The following is a 13,066-nucleotide window of genomic DNA, read 5'->3' as shown; positions in this document are numbered from 1 at the left end:
GGGCTCAACGCCGGGCGATCAGCCCTTGCCGGGCAATGCGGGTCAGTTGGCGTATCACTTCGCCCGCGTCGCTGGCACTGGGCGCCTGAATGACGGCCAGGTCGAAGCTGTTGGACGCAAAGCGCGCAAGGGAGTCGCCGTCTTCGACAAACTGGATCAGAAAGGCCGAAGGCCGCCCCGTGCGGCGCGGCCAGCCATCCAGATAGCGCAGCAACGTCGGCTGATGCTTGCCGCCCAAGAGGATTTTAGGATTGCGTTGGGTCAGGTCCGCGGTGATCGGGGCCAGGCGTATGAGGGGGCGTAGTGCATTCATTGTGTCGTGTCTCTGCCTCAAAAGTCTGCGGGCAGGTGAGAGGCAACACCGAACCAGCGCTTTAGCGGAATTTCGAAGCTGGCCCATGGCTCTGGCTTCTGTCGGGACTGTGATCAGTCACCCGTGGCGCCCCGCAATTAGCTGTTTAAATCGGCGCATGGGCAACATCCTAGAGAAGCCTGTAGGGCGGTGTCAAGAATCCCGAGCAACGAAAAGGCCCGCACTGGGCGGGCCTTTTAAGGGGGGGGTCGCGGTATCAGTGAGTGATGGCGCGGTCTGCGGACAATTTGCCCGCACCTTCCAACAACACGGCCAGCGTACCGCCCAGCAGCGCCAGGGCGAACTCGTAGCCGTTGTTGGCCATGAACAAACCGTTATGGATATGCACCGAGAAAATCGCCACCAGGGAAATGATCGACAGGCCGAGTGCCGCCGGCCGTGCCAGCAAGCCAATGATCAGCGCCAGCCCGGCGAAGAACTCGGTACCACCGGACAGCACCGCCATCAGGGTACCTGGGGCCAGGCCGATACTTTCCATCCACTGGGCAGTGCCCGCCAGGCCGCCGCCGCCAAACCAGCCAAAGAGTTTTTGCGAACCGTGGGCGGCGAAGATGATCCCGACAAAAATCCGCAGGACAGTCAGGCCGTAGCCGGCGCGGGTGGAGAGGATGCGGGTGATCAATGGGCTCATGCTGATAATCCTTTTCAAGGTAGGGGTTGGGTTGGCCGCTATATTAATCAGTTTAAACAATGATAAAAGCCGATAAAGCGGCTCATAATTATCGAATTAATAGATTATTTACGTGAGGCAACCCGTGGCGCTGCCGGCTCCAACGACTCCCGCTCACGATCAAACGCCAGGTAATACTTGTTCACGCTATTAACATAGCTGACGCCGCTCATTCCCACCTGCTCCATGGCAATGCGCTCGACCTGGAAAAACCATTGGTTTGGGTTAAGCCCCCGCCGCCGCGCTTCGGCACGCATTCCCTGGACCCGCTCGGGCCCCATGTTGTAGGCCGCCAGCACAAACGCCATGCGCTCGCGCTCGTTGAGCTTGGGGCTTGAGAAGAACTTGCGCCGGATCATCGCCAGGTACCGCGCGCCCGCCTGCACATTATTGTCCAGGCTTTCGATGTTGTTCACCCCGACCCGCTGCGCCGCCGATGGCGTGATCTGCATCAGCCCGGTGGGGCCGCCGCTGCTGCGAGCGCCAGGGTCCAGGGCAGACTCCTTGAACGCCAGCGCGGCCAGGTTCAGCCAGTCCATGCCCTGCTCGCGGGCATGCTTTTGCAGCACCGGGCGCAGTTTTTCCAGGCGCTGGCGGTCGACGCGAGCCAGTGGATAACGTACCTGGTAGAGGCGGCGGTAGATGCGCTGGAACGCCACATCCTGATCGGACGGCGTGCGGTAGGTCTTGAGGAAGCGATCAATACTGGCCCGCAGCATCGAGGCATCCTGGCGCACAAACCAATACTCTTCGCCCGGCTCGCTGATGGTCACTTGCCGGTCGAAACGCAGCTTGGGCAGGATCTTCGCCCAGCGTTCGGCAATCGGCCGCTCGACAATGGTCAGGTGGAAAATCCCGGCCTGGACCATCTCCAGCACGTCCTCTACCGCGAGGCTCGGATCCACCCATTCCACCTTCACCGGCGGCAATTTGTGCAGCGCCAGCTTTTGGTTGACCTGGCTGATCGCATCAGACGCGGCACTGCCCGTGGTCAAGGCCAGCGTGCGCCCGGACAGTTGCTCCAGCCGGGTAAACCGCCGCTCGCCCTTCAGCCCCACCAGCCATAACGGCACGTCGCTGGCGATCGGGTCGCTGGTGGCAATCTTGTGGGCGGCTTTCACATCCAGCAATTCGCCGGGTGCCACCAGGTCGCCCTCGCCACGGGCCAATGCGCCAATCAGCTGATCCTTGGCCTTGGGAATAATCTTGAGGTTGATTTCCTCGCCGTCACGGGCGTGACCGTTGAGGTATTGCTCGAAAGCGCGCAGGCGATGGTATTCAACACCGATGGCCTGGCCCTGGACTTCGCCGGAACTGTTGCGGCTCTGGTTGACCAATACCCGCAAGGTGCGGCTGCTGCGGATTTCCGCAAGGTCGCGGACCTTGCCGGGCCGGGTCACTTCCAGCGGCCCGTCCAGACGCGCAACCGCCGCCATGGGCAGCAGTAACGTCAGGCACAACACAAGCAACGCCGAGGGTCGGATCATCCGCTCTCCGGAAGAAAGAATACTGCCCATTGCTTCGCGAAAAACGAGGCGTTGGGGGACAGAAACAGAGCGCCATGAGCGCAGGCTTTGGGCGCAAGGGTGGCACGGCAGATGGCGACAAACCAAACACGGTGTTACTTGCGACTTTCAAAGACAGCTTTAACTCGTTGTAGTTCTTGGCTTTTCTTATAAATCTACAGCTCTGATATGCTTTCCGACCGCAGGCGGAGGTAGCACCATGCAACTCATTGATATCGGCGTCAACCTGACCAACCCAAGTTTCGACGAAAAGCACCAGGCCGTTCTCGACCGTGCCTACGCCGCCGGGGTGAGCCAATTGGTGCTCACCGGTACCAGTGTCGACGGCAGCGAACAGGCCCTGGAGCTGTGCCAGCAACTGGACGAAAGTGGCCAACGCCTGTTCGCCACCGCCGGCATTCACCCCCACTCTGCCAGTGACTGGAACGCCGAAAGCGCCAGGCGCCTGCGCGGCCTGCTCAAGGAAAGTCGCGTGCGTGCGGTGGGTGAATGCGGGCTGGATTTCAACCGGGATTTCTCACCGCGCCCCCAGCAGGAAAAAGTCCTCGAAGAACACCTGGCCCTGGCCGTGGAGTTGAAGCTCCCGGTATTCCTCCACGAACGTGACGCCAACCAGCGCCTGCTGGAAATCCTGCGGGACTACCGCGATCACCTGTCGGCCGCCGTGGTGCACTGCTTCACCGGCGAGCAGCGGGCGCTGTTCAGCTACCTCGACCTGGACCTGCATATCGGTATCACCGGCTGGATCTGTGACGAGCGCCGTGGGACGCACCTGCATCCGCTGGTCAGGGAAATTCCCCGGGGCCGCCTGATGCTGGAAAGCGACGCGCCCTACCTGCTGCCTCGCACCCTGCGGCCCAAGCCGAAAAACGGTCGCAACGAACCCGCCTATTTACCGGAAGTCCTGCGGGAGGTCGCGTTGCACCGCGAAGAAACCGCGGAAGACCTGGCGCAACACAGCACCGCCTGTGCCCGCGCCTTTTTTGGATTGCCTGTGCCGGATTGACGCGGCGCATTGACCCATATCAAAACCCGGCATCCCGATAGCGGCACAATAATGGCACCTTGCCAATGCTGTTTCCGCTATCAGAGAAAACCTTCCATGGGTGCCTGGCTTAGCAACATCTCGCTGAAGTACAAATTCTGGGCCGTGAACGCGGTCGCCTTCATCACCACCCTGCTGCTGGTGTTGTACGCCGTGCAGCTCGAACAACAGGCCCGCAGCCAGGCCTCACAGGCGTCGGCGCAAGCCCAGGGGCGCTTGCTCGTTGCCTGGCCCGCCGGCCAGCCACTGCCCAAGGGCGAGCACTGGCTGACGTTTGCCAGGGGCAAAGTCCCACAACTGGGCGACGAAGATCTGTCAGCCCTGGCCAACGCCAGTGGCTGGGTGGATTTCAATCACATGCCACTGCTCGGCGAAAACCCGCTGATGGGCGCCGAAGTAATCAGCCGTGCCGACGGTCAACAGGTCGCCGTGCTGGCCTACGGGCCCAGCTTGAGCCAAGTGTTCGAAGAACGCTTCGCCAACTACGCCGTAGCGGTGATGATTCTGATGCTGGCCATGCTCGGCGCCTCACAGCTGCTGATCCGCTTTCTCCTCAGCCAGCTCAACACCTTGAAAGACGTGATGCTGCACGTCGAGAAAACCGGCGACCTCTCGGCCCGCGTCCCCCTGGCCTGCAAGGATGAAGTCGGGCAGATGGCCAGCGCCTTCAACGCGATGCAGGCGGGTTATCAACGGGTGGTCAACACGGTTGCGCGCACCGCCAGGCAACTGGACGACGGCGCCGCACGCCTGGCCAGCAGCATGAACGAGGTGCAGCACGGCATGCTCGGCCAGCAAAGCGAAACCGACCAGGCCGCCACGGCGATCAACGAGATGACCGCCACCGTCTACCACATCGCCCAGCACGCCGGCGCCACCCGCGACCTGTCACAGACGGCCGATACTCTCGCCGGCAGCGGCCAGGAAGTGGTCAGCCGGGTACAGCGCTCGATTGCCGGGCTGTCCACCGGCGTGCAGCAGACCGCCGAAATGATCCAGAAGCTGGCCGAGGACAGCCAGAAAATCAATGGCGTGGTCGGGGTGATTCACAGCATCGCCGAACAGACCAACCTGCTGGCCCTCAACGCCGCCATCGAAGCCGCCCGCGCCGGCGAAATGGGCCGGGGTTTTGCCGTGGTCGCCGACGAAGTGCGCAACCTGGCCAAGCGGGTGCAAAGCTCCACCGATGAAATCACCCGCATGGTGTCCGCCCTGCAAGCCGGCACCCGGGACGCGGTGGATTTCATGCAGGAAAGCTCGTTCAAGGCCGACGACTGTGTGCAACAGGCTCAAGAAGCCGGGATTGCCCTCGCCGAGATCACCGGCGCGGTGGCGCAGATGCGTGAGAGCAACACGCAGATTGCCGTGGCTGCCGAGCAGCAAAGCCATGTGGCCGAGGAAATGAATCGGGCGGTGGTGAGCATTCGGGACGTCACCGAAAACACCGTGCAGCAGACGGTAGACTCGGCGACCACCAGCAATGAGCTGGCAACCCTGGCCGGGGAACTGAGCAAGGCCATCGGCCAGTTGCGGCTCTAACCCCTAAAGGGATGGCTATGGCCCCCATAGCCATCCTTGATTCGCAGCCCCACCCTGCCCGACCTAATCTCTGCTCAAGATGTTTCAACGGACAGAGGAATCACGATCATGGGCAAACGTCATCCAAATATCCCCGCCTGGCAATGGCGCACCCACCCGCAAAATCACCAGCACGGGACCAATCAAGTGTTGCAGCTGATTGCGCTGCCACTCCTGGTCATCGGTTTTCTGTTGATGGCATCGGGCGTGTTCAGCGAGAACCTGGCGAGTGCCGCCATCGGTATCGTCGGCATTCTGGCAGCCCTTGCATTGCAGCATCACGGTCGCCGCCTGGAGGCACGCGGCAGCGACGCCTCCAGCGATCAACACTTGCTGGTCTGAGGACTCAGGCGAACACCACCACCGACTGGCGGCTGATAGCGATCAACTGGCCGTCGGGGCTCCACAACTGCGCAGCCGCATGACCATAGCCATCGCGGGCGTGCTCGATGTGGACCAGGTATTGGCACCAGTCCAGGGTGCTCAGGTTTTGCAGCGGTTGGACAAATTCGATGGTCCAGGTCAGGGTGCTGCCGGCCGCCGGTTGTTTCAGGTGCGGCAACACCGACGGTGGCCACGCATCCACCAGCGCGAGGATGTGCGCTTCGGTCAGCGGCTCTTCTTTTACATCGCCACGCAAGCGCACCCAGCCGCCCATCTCCCGGGATGTATTGCCGGTGAACGGCAGGCCACCGACGCTCCAGCGCATCGCCAGGTGGCGCATGAACTCCGGCGTCACGCCTTTGATGTAGGGCAACTCCTGGCATTCATCCCAATGCTTGAAGGTGGGCGCCGGTTCGGCGGCGACGTCAATCTGCGAAGGCCGTGATGCGCCAAAACTGGCCTGCACCAGGGTCATCGTTTCACCGTTCTGCACCACACGTCCCAGCACTTGGCTGACGGCCTTGCCTTCGCGCAGCACTTCGACTTCGTAGCGGGCCGGCACGTCCGGCGCCACCGGGCCCACAAAGGTGATCGCCAGTGAGCGCAACGGGCGATCCGCCGGGACCTTCGCCCGCAAGGCCTCGTACTCCAACGCCGCAACCAGCCCGCCAAAGCTGGCGCGGCCCTGGGCCCATTCGGCCGGGATCGAAACGTCCAACGGGTGGCTGCGGGCAGCGTCGAGCAAATCACTAAAGCGCATGGCGGTCTCAACTTGAAAAAGGAGTTGAGGGATCTTAACCAGCCGGCCTACACCATGCAGCGCCTATTCCGGCCAAAATCCCGGACAGATAGGTCGCAGGGTCAAGCGAAGCAGTCGGCGTTCAACTTATCCAAAACCCGATCCGCCTGCCCTTCCGCCTCGGCCATGGTGCGGTGCCAACCAGGCACGCACGGCTGCAAATCGGGCTCGTGCCCGGCTTGCGCCAGCCATTGCCAGCAATCGTGCCAATCACCCAGGGCGCCCTGGGCCGCCTTGAGACGCGATATGGCTTTGGGCGGTAGCTTGTTCAGCTCGGGATAAGCCTCGGCCGCATAACGCACGCGCTTGATCAACAGGCGCAGGCGATGACGGTCGTGGTTGGGGTCGTGCAGCGCTTCGCCGAGCTTCTTCCATTGCTTGGCCAGGCGTTTTTCAATGCGCGTGCGCAGGCCCTTGAGCAATTTCTGCCGTTGGGAGGCGCGGATAAAGCGGGGGAATGCTTCGAGGATCAACAGCAGTTGCGCCAGATCTGGCCCTTGTGCAACCGAGCGGTAGGTGGCCGGCTGCTGCCGGATACGCCGCTCGGCCGCCTCATGATGGCCGTGTTGGTGGAGGTACGCCGCCAGCACTTCGCGGTCGCGAAATGGCGTGGTCAGTTGGCCGACGGCACTGGCGGCCGCCTCGAGCTGCTCGACACCGGGCAACCCGCGCAATGGCCGCAACAGGCTGCGCAAGCGCCGCACCGTGGTACGCAGATCATGCAGGGCCTCGTCGTCCGTGACGGCGGCGAGGCGCGCCTGGCAGCTCAGTAACCCAACTTCCAGGCCGATGACCTGAGCGACTAGCTGATCGACCAAGGCTGACATCCTTTCCTCCTCAATGATTAAACCTTCGGGCTTGAGGCCGCCGACGCAGCCTCGTTGCACTCGACAGCTGCTACGCGGGGTTAGCGCCCTGCGCGCGACTCACGAATATAGAAGCGGGCTTTCTCGGCCTTGGTCGAGCAGCCTTCGAAGGCTTCGAACTGCTGCTGGGTCTTGGCGCCAGTCAACAACGACAGAGCCTTGGAGTAACTCACGGTGCCGGCGAAACCTTCGGCCTTGGCCAGGTCCAGCTCGTGCCACGCAGCATCCAGTTGCGTGCCGCAGCTGTCGCGATAAGCGGTTTTCCCGGCACAACCGGCCAGGGCCAACACGATCACAGGCACACACATCCAGGCTTTCATCAAATGACACCTCAAGAAAAGAAAAAACAGTCACAGGTGTAGACGTTGCCTACACCGAAAAGTGCCTTATCCGACTGCCTGAATCCGCAGTCCCGATTGCCAGAGCATACCCGAGCGTGGTGGCCCGCTCGCGAAAATAATTGGTTGTGACAGTGATGATTGAAGCGCGCCCCTCGATGGGTGCATTGTGGTCACCTGTTTTGCGAAGGATCAGGTCATGAAGAAACGTGTTGCATTGGTGCTGGGCTCCGGCGGCGCCCGGGGCTACGCCCATATCGGCGTGATCGAGGAAATCGAAAAACGCGGCTACGACATCGCCTGCATTGCCGGTTGCTCCATGGGCGCCGTGGTGGGTGGGATCTATGCCGCGGGCAAGCTGGAAGAGTACCGAAACTGGATCGAAAGCCTCGACTACCTGGACGTACTGCGCCTGGTAGACGTGAGCTTTCGCCTGGGGGCGATCCGTGGCGAGAAGGTGTTCGGGCAGATCCGCAAGATCGTCGGCGAGATCAATATCGAAGACCTGCGCATTCCCTACACCGCCGTGGCCACGGACCTGACCAACCAGCAGGAAATCTGGTTCCAGGAAGGCTGCCTGCACCAGGCCATGCGGGCCTCGGCGGCGATTCCCAGCCTGTTCACCCCGGTGATGCAGGGCAATCGCATGCTGGTGGACGGCGGCTTGCTGAACCCTCTGCCGATCGTGCCGGTGGTGTCGAGCCACTGCGACCTGATCATTGCGGTCAACCTCAACTCCACCAACCAGAAGCACTACAAGCTTCCGGTGATCCAGCGTCCGCCGGCGTTCAGGAGCCGCTTCGACAACCTGGTGCGTTCACTGGGTTCGCACTTGCCGTTTCGGCGCAAGCAGGCCGAGCAGTTGTTGATGCTGGAACAGGAAGCGCTGCTGGCCCAGGCTGCCGACATCAACCCGTGGCTGGACTCTGCCGAACCCGAGGCGCAACAACCGGCGGCGGCACCGGAAAAGGCCGGGGCGCCAAAGTCGGCGACCGGCTCGTTCATCATCGATAACGTGGGGCCTGCATCGCTGCTGGATTTGATCAACCAGAGCTTTGAGGTGATGCAGACGTCATTGGCGCAGTACAAGATCGCCGGGTATCCGCCGGATATTCTGATCAACGTGCCGAAGCGCGTGTGCCGGTTTTTCGAGTTTTACAAAGCGCCGGAGTTGATCGCGCTGGGGCGGGAGATCGCGAGCGATACGCTGGATCGTTACGAGAGCGAGCAACACTGAGGTTTGATAAGCAGGGCTTGTGTGGCGAGGGAGCTTGCTCCCGCTGGAGTGCGAAGCGCTCCCAGGATTCTGGGGCTGCTGCGCAGCCCAGCGGGAGCAAGCTCCCTCGCCACAGGTGAGCTAACGCTTCAGGCTTCGGTGTTCAATAGCCGATACCCAACACCGGCCTCAGTCACGATAAACCGTGGTTGGGTCGGATCATCCGCCAGTTTCTGGCGCAGATGCCCCACCACAATCCGCAGGTAATGGCTGTCTTCGGTATGGGTCGGGCCCCAGATATCCTTGAGCAGTTGCTGCTGGGTGATCACCCGCCCGGGATGCCGCGCCAGTTGCGCCAGTACCGCGTATTCCTTGCGGGTCAGCGCCACTTCGACACCGTCCAGCAGCACCCGCCGATAAGCCAGGTCTACCGTCAGCGGGCCAAAACGTAGTGCCGCTTCCTGGGCCTCCCCCGCCGGCGCCTGGCGCAACAACGCCCGCACCCGTGCAAGAAACTCCTGGATGCCAAATGGCTTGGTCACATAGTCATTGGCGCCGTTGTCCAGCGCCTCGACTTTTTGCACTTCACTGGCGCGCACCGACAACACCAGTACCGGTACTGTGGACCACTCACGAAACTCGCGCAGCACCTGCTGGCCGTCCATGTCCGGCAGGCCGAGGTCGAGCACCAGCAGGTCCGGTTTACTCAAGGCAGCCTGCGCCAGGCCTTCGTTGCCGGTGCCGGCCTCGATCACTTTGTAGCCCTGGGAGGCCAGGCTGATACGCAAGAACTTGCGGATCTGCGGTTCGTCGTCAATGACCAAAATCGTCGCAGTCTGGCTCATGGTGTCCAATCAAAATCCGTGAAGAAAAGAGGGTAGCTCAAGGTTCGCTTTCCAGGCCAGGCTGGGCCTGCAATGGCAGGAATAAAGTGATGCAGGTGCCACGGCCCTCAATGCCGTCGGCCACGCTGATATGCCCGCCGTGGGCGCCGACCATGCCCTGGCAGATCGCCAGGCCGAGCCCGGTGCCCTGCCCGCCGCGATCCCCCCTGGCGGCGGTGTAGAACATATCGAAAATCTTCGCCCGCTCCTCCTCGGGAATCCCCGGTCCCTCATCGGCAACAGCAAAAAACAACTGGCTATCCTGCACGCCCGCGCTGAGTTTCAGCCGGCCTTGTGGCGGCGAGAAGCGTGCGGCATTTTCCAGTACGTTGACCAGTGCTTGCTCGATCAACGCGGCATGCACGTAGAGCAGCGGCAGCTCGGGCGGCACGTCGGTGATCACCTGCAGCGGCGCCAATACCGCACGCAAGCGGCCCAGGGAGCTGCCGACGATATCGCCGGGTGACACCCAGTCCCGCGCCAGCTTCAGGGCGCCGTGACCCAGGCGAGTCATGTCCAGCAGGTTCTGGATGTAGCGATCCAGGCGCTCAGCCTCATCGCGAGTGCCTTCCAGCAGCTCCCGGCGATCTTCCAGGGGAATCGCCTCGCCGAGGGCCAACAGGCTGTCGATGCTGCCACGCATGGAGGTCAGCGGTGTGCGCAAATCGTGAGACACCGAAGCCAGCAAGGCGCTGCGCAATTGCTCGGTTTCACCGTGCAGGCGTGCCGCTTCCAGTTCCTGGCCGAGCTGCGCACGGGCCAGGGCTTGAGCCAATGGCTGGCTCAAGGCCGTGAGCAGGCGACGGCGCTGGCCGCTCAGTTCAAGCCCGGCCTTCGGGCTGACCCCCAGCAGACCCAACGGGCCTTCTTCGCTGGACAACGGCCACCACCACCAGCGCCCGAAAGGCAAGGTGCCGGTGCCCATGCCGGCCGGCTGATCGTGCTGCCAGGCCCAGTCGGCGGCGGCGCGTTCGGCTTCGGTAAAGGTGATAGGGCCTCCGGTCTCGACCTTCCAGTCGCCCTGCCCGTCGCGGTTGAGCAGGCACAATTGCAGGTCGCTCCAGCCTTCCAGATGATGCGCGGCGGCACTGATCACTGCCTGGCGATCGGTGGCGGCGGTGAGTTTGCGGGACAGGTCGAGCAGCTCGGTGGTTTCTTCCTGGGTATCGCGCAGCGCCTGCAACTGCCGGCGCTGGCGTGCAGCGAGATTACCGGTGAGCGCCGCCATCAGCAGGAAGAACAACAGCGTCAGCACGTCTTCTTCACGCTGGATCGCGAACGAGAAATTCGGCGGGATGAACAGGAAGTCGTAGCTCAGGAATGACAGCGCCGCACACGCCAGCGCCGGCCCCAGGCTACTGCGCACCGCCACCAGCAATACGGCGGCGAGGAACACCAGCGAGATATTCGGTAAAGGCAAAACACTGGCGACGCCCCAAGCGACCGCCGCCGCAATCACGGTTGCCACCACGGCGAGGGCATAGTCAAACCACACCAGCCCGCGCACATCCGGCAGGCGTGGCGGAGCCGGCACTTCGTCACTGTCGAGGACGTTGATTTCCAGGCCCCGGGCATTGCGCAACAAACGCGACGCCAGGCCACCACCAAACACGGTGCGATGCCAGCGCGGCCGCGATTGCCCCACCAGAATCAGGCTGGCGCGGCGTTCGGCAGCATGCTGGATCAAGGTCTTGGCCACTTCCCCCGCCCGCAGCAGCACCACTTCGCCACCGAGGCGCTCGGCCAGTTGCTGGGCGTTTTGCAGGCGCAGGCGCGATTGTTCATCCCGCACCCGGCCGTTATCCACATGCACCAGGCTCCACGGCAAATGCCGACGCTGGGCTACGCGGCTGGCATGACGCACCAGGCGTTCGGCCTGGGCATCGCCGTCCACGCCCACCAGCAAGCGGCCACGCACAGCCGGTGCGGCCTGGCCCAATTGGCGATAACCCTGGGCCAGGTCATCGTCGACATGGGCCGCGGCGGTTTGCATCGCCAGCTCGCGCAGGGCCATGAGGTTGGTCTGGGTGAAGAAGGCATCGATGGCAGCACGGGCCTGTTCCGGCACGTACACCTTGCCGTCCCGCAGGCGCTCCAGCAGTTCCCGGGATGGCAGGTCGATCAGCAGCAGTTCATCGGCTTCCTGCAAGACCCAGTCGGGCAAGGTCTCGCGCACTTGCACGCCGGTAATGCCGCGCACCTGGTCGTTGAGGCTTTCCAGGTGCTGGACGTTGACCGTGGTGAAGACGTTGATGCCCGCCGAGAGCAATTCCTGAATGTCTTGCCAGCGTTTTTCGTGGCGGCTGCCGGGGGCGTTGCTGTGGGCCAGTTCGTCCACCAGCACCAGTTTGGGCTTGGCGGCGAGCAGGCCGTCGAGGTCCATTTCCTCCAGCATCACGCCGCGGTATTCGGAACGCAGCAGCGGCTGTTGTGGCAAGCCGCTGAGCAAGGCTTCGGTCTCGGCGCGACCGTGGGTTTCCACTACGCCGGCAATCAGCCGCACGCCCTGGCGCAGCTGGGTGTGGGCGGCCTGGAGCATGGCGTAGGTCTTGCCCACGCCGGGCGCGGCGCCGAGGAAGACTTTGAGCCGGCCACGGCCGTCCCGGGGTAGATCGGCTAACAGGGCATCGGCGCGGCCGGAGTCGCTCATGCGGGCGGTCTTCCTTCAGGTGTTGATGTGGGTTTCTTGAGTCCGCCTTCGCGAGCAAGCCCGCTCCCACATTTGACCGCATTCCAAAGGTGAAACTCAGTCGAATGTGGGAGCGGGCTTGCTCGCAAAAGCGTCGCCACGGCTTACAGTTTTTCCAAGGCCATGTTCAACGCCAGCACGTTCACCACCGGCGGCCCCACCAGCGGGCTTTCGATGTGCTCATCCATCAAGCGCTGCAGGGTCGCCACCGGCAGATTACGCGCGGCAGCTACCCGGGCCAGTTGATAGGCAATTGCCTGCGGTGGCAAGTGTGGATCAAGACCGCTGCCGGAGGTAGTCAGCAATGCCATCGGCACCGGTCCCTGGTCTGGCACCAGCATTTTCTTGGCATCGTCAAATACACGAGCGGCCAGTGCTGGGTTGCTTGGGCCGAGGTTGCTGGCGCTGCTGGAAACCGTAGCAAACGCACCGGCAGATGGCCGTGGGTGGAACCAGCCGTCACCGGTGAAATCCTGGGCAATCAGGCTCGAACCGCGAACCTTGCCGCTGGCATCGTGCACCAGGCTGCCGTTGGCCTGGTCAGGGAACGCGACTTGCGCCACGCCGGTAACAACCAGGGGATAGGCCACGCCGGTGATCAGGCTCATCAACACCAGCAGGCTCAGGGCCGGGCGGATAATGTTGGACATTTCAAATTCCTCAATTCGGTCATTGCAACCTGCAGGCACCGGTTTGCC

At 62.7% G+C, this 13,066-nt stretch carries 12 protein-coding genes and 1 pseudogene; 4 read left to right on the top strand and 9 right to left on the bottom strand.

All coding sequences use genetic code 11. The features are described 5' to 3' along the window. Positions 1-4: 4 nt before the first annotated feature. The 3 genes from C0058_RS09405 to C0058_RS09395 form a co-directional block, all read right to left on the bottom strand. Positions 5-313, bottom strand: a complete 309-nt coding sequence (locus tag C0058_RS09405) for a hypothetical protein (RefSeq protein ID WP_003218736.1) — start codon at positions 311-313, stop codon at positions 5-7. Between the two features lie 256 nt (positions 314-569). After that, the gene (locus C0058_RS09400; protein ID WP_003218737.1) at positions 570-1,004 is read right to left on the bottom strand and encodes a DoxX family protein; all 435 of its coding nucleotides are present in this window, start codon (positions 1,002-1,004) and stop codon (positions 570-572) included. 104 nt (positions 1,005-1,108) lie between these two features. Continuing rightward, the gene (locus C0058_RS09395) at positions 1,109-2,530 is read right to left on the bottom strand and encodes a transglycosylase SLT domain-containing protein (protein WP_102368437.1); all 1,422 of its coding nucleotides are present in this window, start codon (positions 2,528-2,530) and stop codon (positions 1,109-1,111) included. Between the two features lie 238 nt (positions 2,531-2,768). Here C0058_RS09395 and C0058_RS09390 point away from each other — a divergent pair, with 238 nt between their 5' ends. From C0058_RS09390 to C0058_RS09380, 3 genes and pseudogenes are all read left to right on the top strand, one after another. Further along, positions 2,769-3,575, top strand: a complete 807-nt coding sequence (locus C0058_RS09390; protein WP_102368436.1) for a TatD family hydrolase — start codon at positions 2,769-2,771, stop codon at positions 3,573-3,575. A 96-nt stretch (positions 3,576-3,671) separates the two neighbouring features. Beyond that, the gene (locus tag C0058_RS09385; protein WP_102368435.1) at positions 3,672-5,153 is read left to right on the top strand and encodes a methyl-accepting chemotaxis protein; all 1,482 of its coding nucleotides are present in this window, start codon (positions 3,672-3,674) and stop codon (positions 5,151-5,153) included. A gap of 108 nt (positions 5,154-5,261) precedes the next feature. Continuing rightward, positions 5,262-5,519, top strand: a pseudogene (locus tag C0058_RS09380) (terminase); the annotation flags it as partial. Between the two features lie 19 nt (positions 5,520-5,538). On the opposite strand, the gene C0058_RS09375 reads toward C0058_RS09380, so the two are convergent. The 3 genes from C0058_RS09375 to C0058_RS09365 all read right to left on the bottom strand — a co-directional run bounded on the left by C0058_RS09375 (position 5,539) and on the right by C0058_RS09365 (position 7,561). Beyond that, positions 5,539-6,336, bottom strand: a complete 798-nt coding sequence (locus C0058_RS09375; protein WP_008437738.1) for an acyl-CoA thioesterase II — start codon at positions 6,334-6,336, stop codon at positions 5,539-5,541. Positions 6,337-6,437: 101 nt separating this feature from the next. Continuing rightward, positions 6,438-7,202 carry a CHAD domain-containing protein gene (locus C0058_RS09370; RefSeq protein ID WP_102368434.1) on the bottom strand — a complete coding sequence of 255 codons (765 nt, stop codon included), beginning with the start codon at positions 7,200-7,202 and terminating at the stop codon, positions 6,438-6,440. 80 nt (positions 7,203-7,282) lie between these two features. Further along, entirely contained in the window at positions 7,283-7,561 is a 279-nt protein-coding gene (locus C0058_RS09365; protein ID WP_003218744.1) for a hypothetical protein, read from the bottom strand. 217 nt (positions 7,562-7,778) lie between these two features. Here C0058_RS09365 and C0058_RS09360 point away from each other — a divergent pair, with 217 nt between their 5' ends. Continuing rightward, positions 7,779-8,816 carry a patatin-like phospholipase family protein gene (locus C0058_RS09360; protein ID WP_087693690.1) on the top strand — a complete coding sequence of 346 codons (1,038 nt, stop codon included), beginning with the start codon at positions 7,779-7,781 and terminating at the stop codon, positions 8,814-8,816. Between the two features lie 128 nt (positions 8,817-8,944). Here the strand turns inward: C0058_RS09360 and C0058_RS09350 are convergent, their stop codons facing one another. The 3 genes from C0058_RS09350 to kdpC form a co-directional block, all read right to left on the bottom strand. Further along, positions 8,945-9,640, bottom strand: coding sequence for a response regulator (locus tag C0058_RS09350; RefSeq protein WP_003218747.1), 696 nt, complete (start codon positions 9,638-9,640; stop codon positions 8,945-8,947). Positions 9,641-9,677: 37 nt separating this feature from the next. Beyond that, positions 9,678-12,329, bottom strand: coding sequence for a sensor histidine kinase KdpD (locus C0058_RS09345; protein ID WP_102368433.1), 2,652 nt, complete (start codon positions 12,327-12,329; stop codon positions 9,678-9,680). A 143-nt stretch (positions 12,330-12,472) separates the two neighbouring features. Further along, positions 12,473-13,018 (bottom strand): potassium-transporting ATPase subunit KdpC, encoded by a 546-nt coding sequence (gene kdpC, locus C0058_RS09340; protein WP_102368432.1) that lies wholly within the window; start codon positions 13,016-13,018, stop codon positions 12,473-12,475. Positions 13,019-13,066: the final 48 nt, after the last annotated feature.

Source organism: Pseudomonas sp. NC02 (assembly GCF_002874965.1).
Lineage (GTDB): Bacteria > Pseudomonadota > Gammaproteobacteria > Pseudomonadales > Pseudomonadaceae > Aquipseudomonas.
Note: the sequence above shows the minus strand (reverse complement) of the source record. Positions and strands in the feature narration are given on the sequence as shown.

What these genes read in the sequence shown, in the direction of transcription:
- C0058_RS09390 (WP_102368436.1), top strand. Translation starts at nt 2,769, where the DNA reads ATGCAACTCATTGATATCGGCGTCAACCTGACCAACCCAAGTTTCGAC.
- C0058_RS09360 (WP_087693690.1), top strand. Translation starts at nt 7,779, where the DNA reads ATGAAGAAACGTGTTGCATTGGTGCTGGGCTCCGGCGGCGCCCGGGGC.
- C0058_RS09400 (WP_003218737.1), bottom strand. Translation starts at nt 1,004, where the DNA reads ATGAGCCCATTGATCACCCGCATCCTCTCCACCCGCGCCGGCTACGGC.
- C0058_RS09370 (WP_102368434.1), bottom strand. Translation starts at nt 7,202, where the DNA reads ATGTCAGCCTTGGTCGATCAGCTAGTCGCTCAGGTCATCGGCCTGGAA.
- kdpC (WP_102368432.1), bottom strand. Translation starts at nt 13,018, where the DNA reads ATGTCCAACATTATCCGCCCGGCCCTGAGCCTGCTGGTGTTGATGAGC.
- C0058_RS09385 (WP_102368435.1), top strand. Translation starts at nt 3,672, where the DNA reads ATGGGTGCCTGGCTTAGCAACATCTCGCTGAAGTACAAATTCTGGGCC.
- C0058_RS09405 (WP_003218736.1), bottom strand. Translation starts at nt 313, where the DNA reads ATGAATGCACTACGCCCCCTCATACGCCTGGCCCCGATCACCGCGGAC.
- C0058_RS09345 (WP_102368433.1), bottom strand. Translation starts at nt 12,329, where the DNA reads ATGAGCGACTCCGGCCGCGCCGATGCCCTGTTAGCCGATCTACCCCGG.
- C0058_RS09350 (WP_003218747.1), bottom strand. Translation starts at nt 9,640, where the DNA reads ATGAGCCAGACTGCGACGATTTTGGTCATTGACGACGAACCGCAGATC.
- C0058_RS09365 (WP_003218744.1), bottom strand. Translation starts at nt 7,561, where the DNA reads ATGAAAGCCTGGATGTGTGTGCCTGTGATCGTGTTGGCCCTGGCCGGT.
- C0058_RS09375 (WP_008437738.1), bottom strand. Translation starts at nt 6,336, where the DNA reads ATGCGCTTTAGTGATTTGCTCGACGCTGCCCGCAGCCACCCGTTGGAC.
- C0058_RS09395 (WP_102368437.1), bottom strand. Translation starts at nt 2,530, where the DNA reads ATGATCCGACCCTCGGCGTTGCTTGTGTTGTGCCTGACGTTACTGCTG.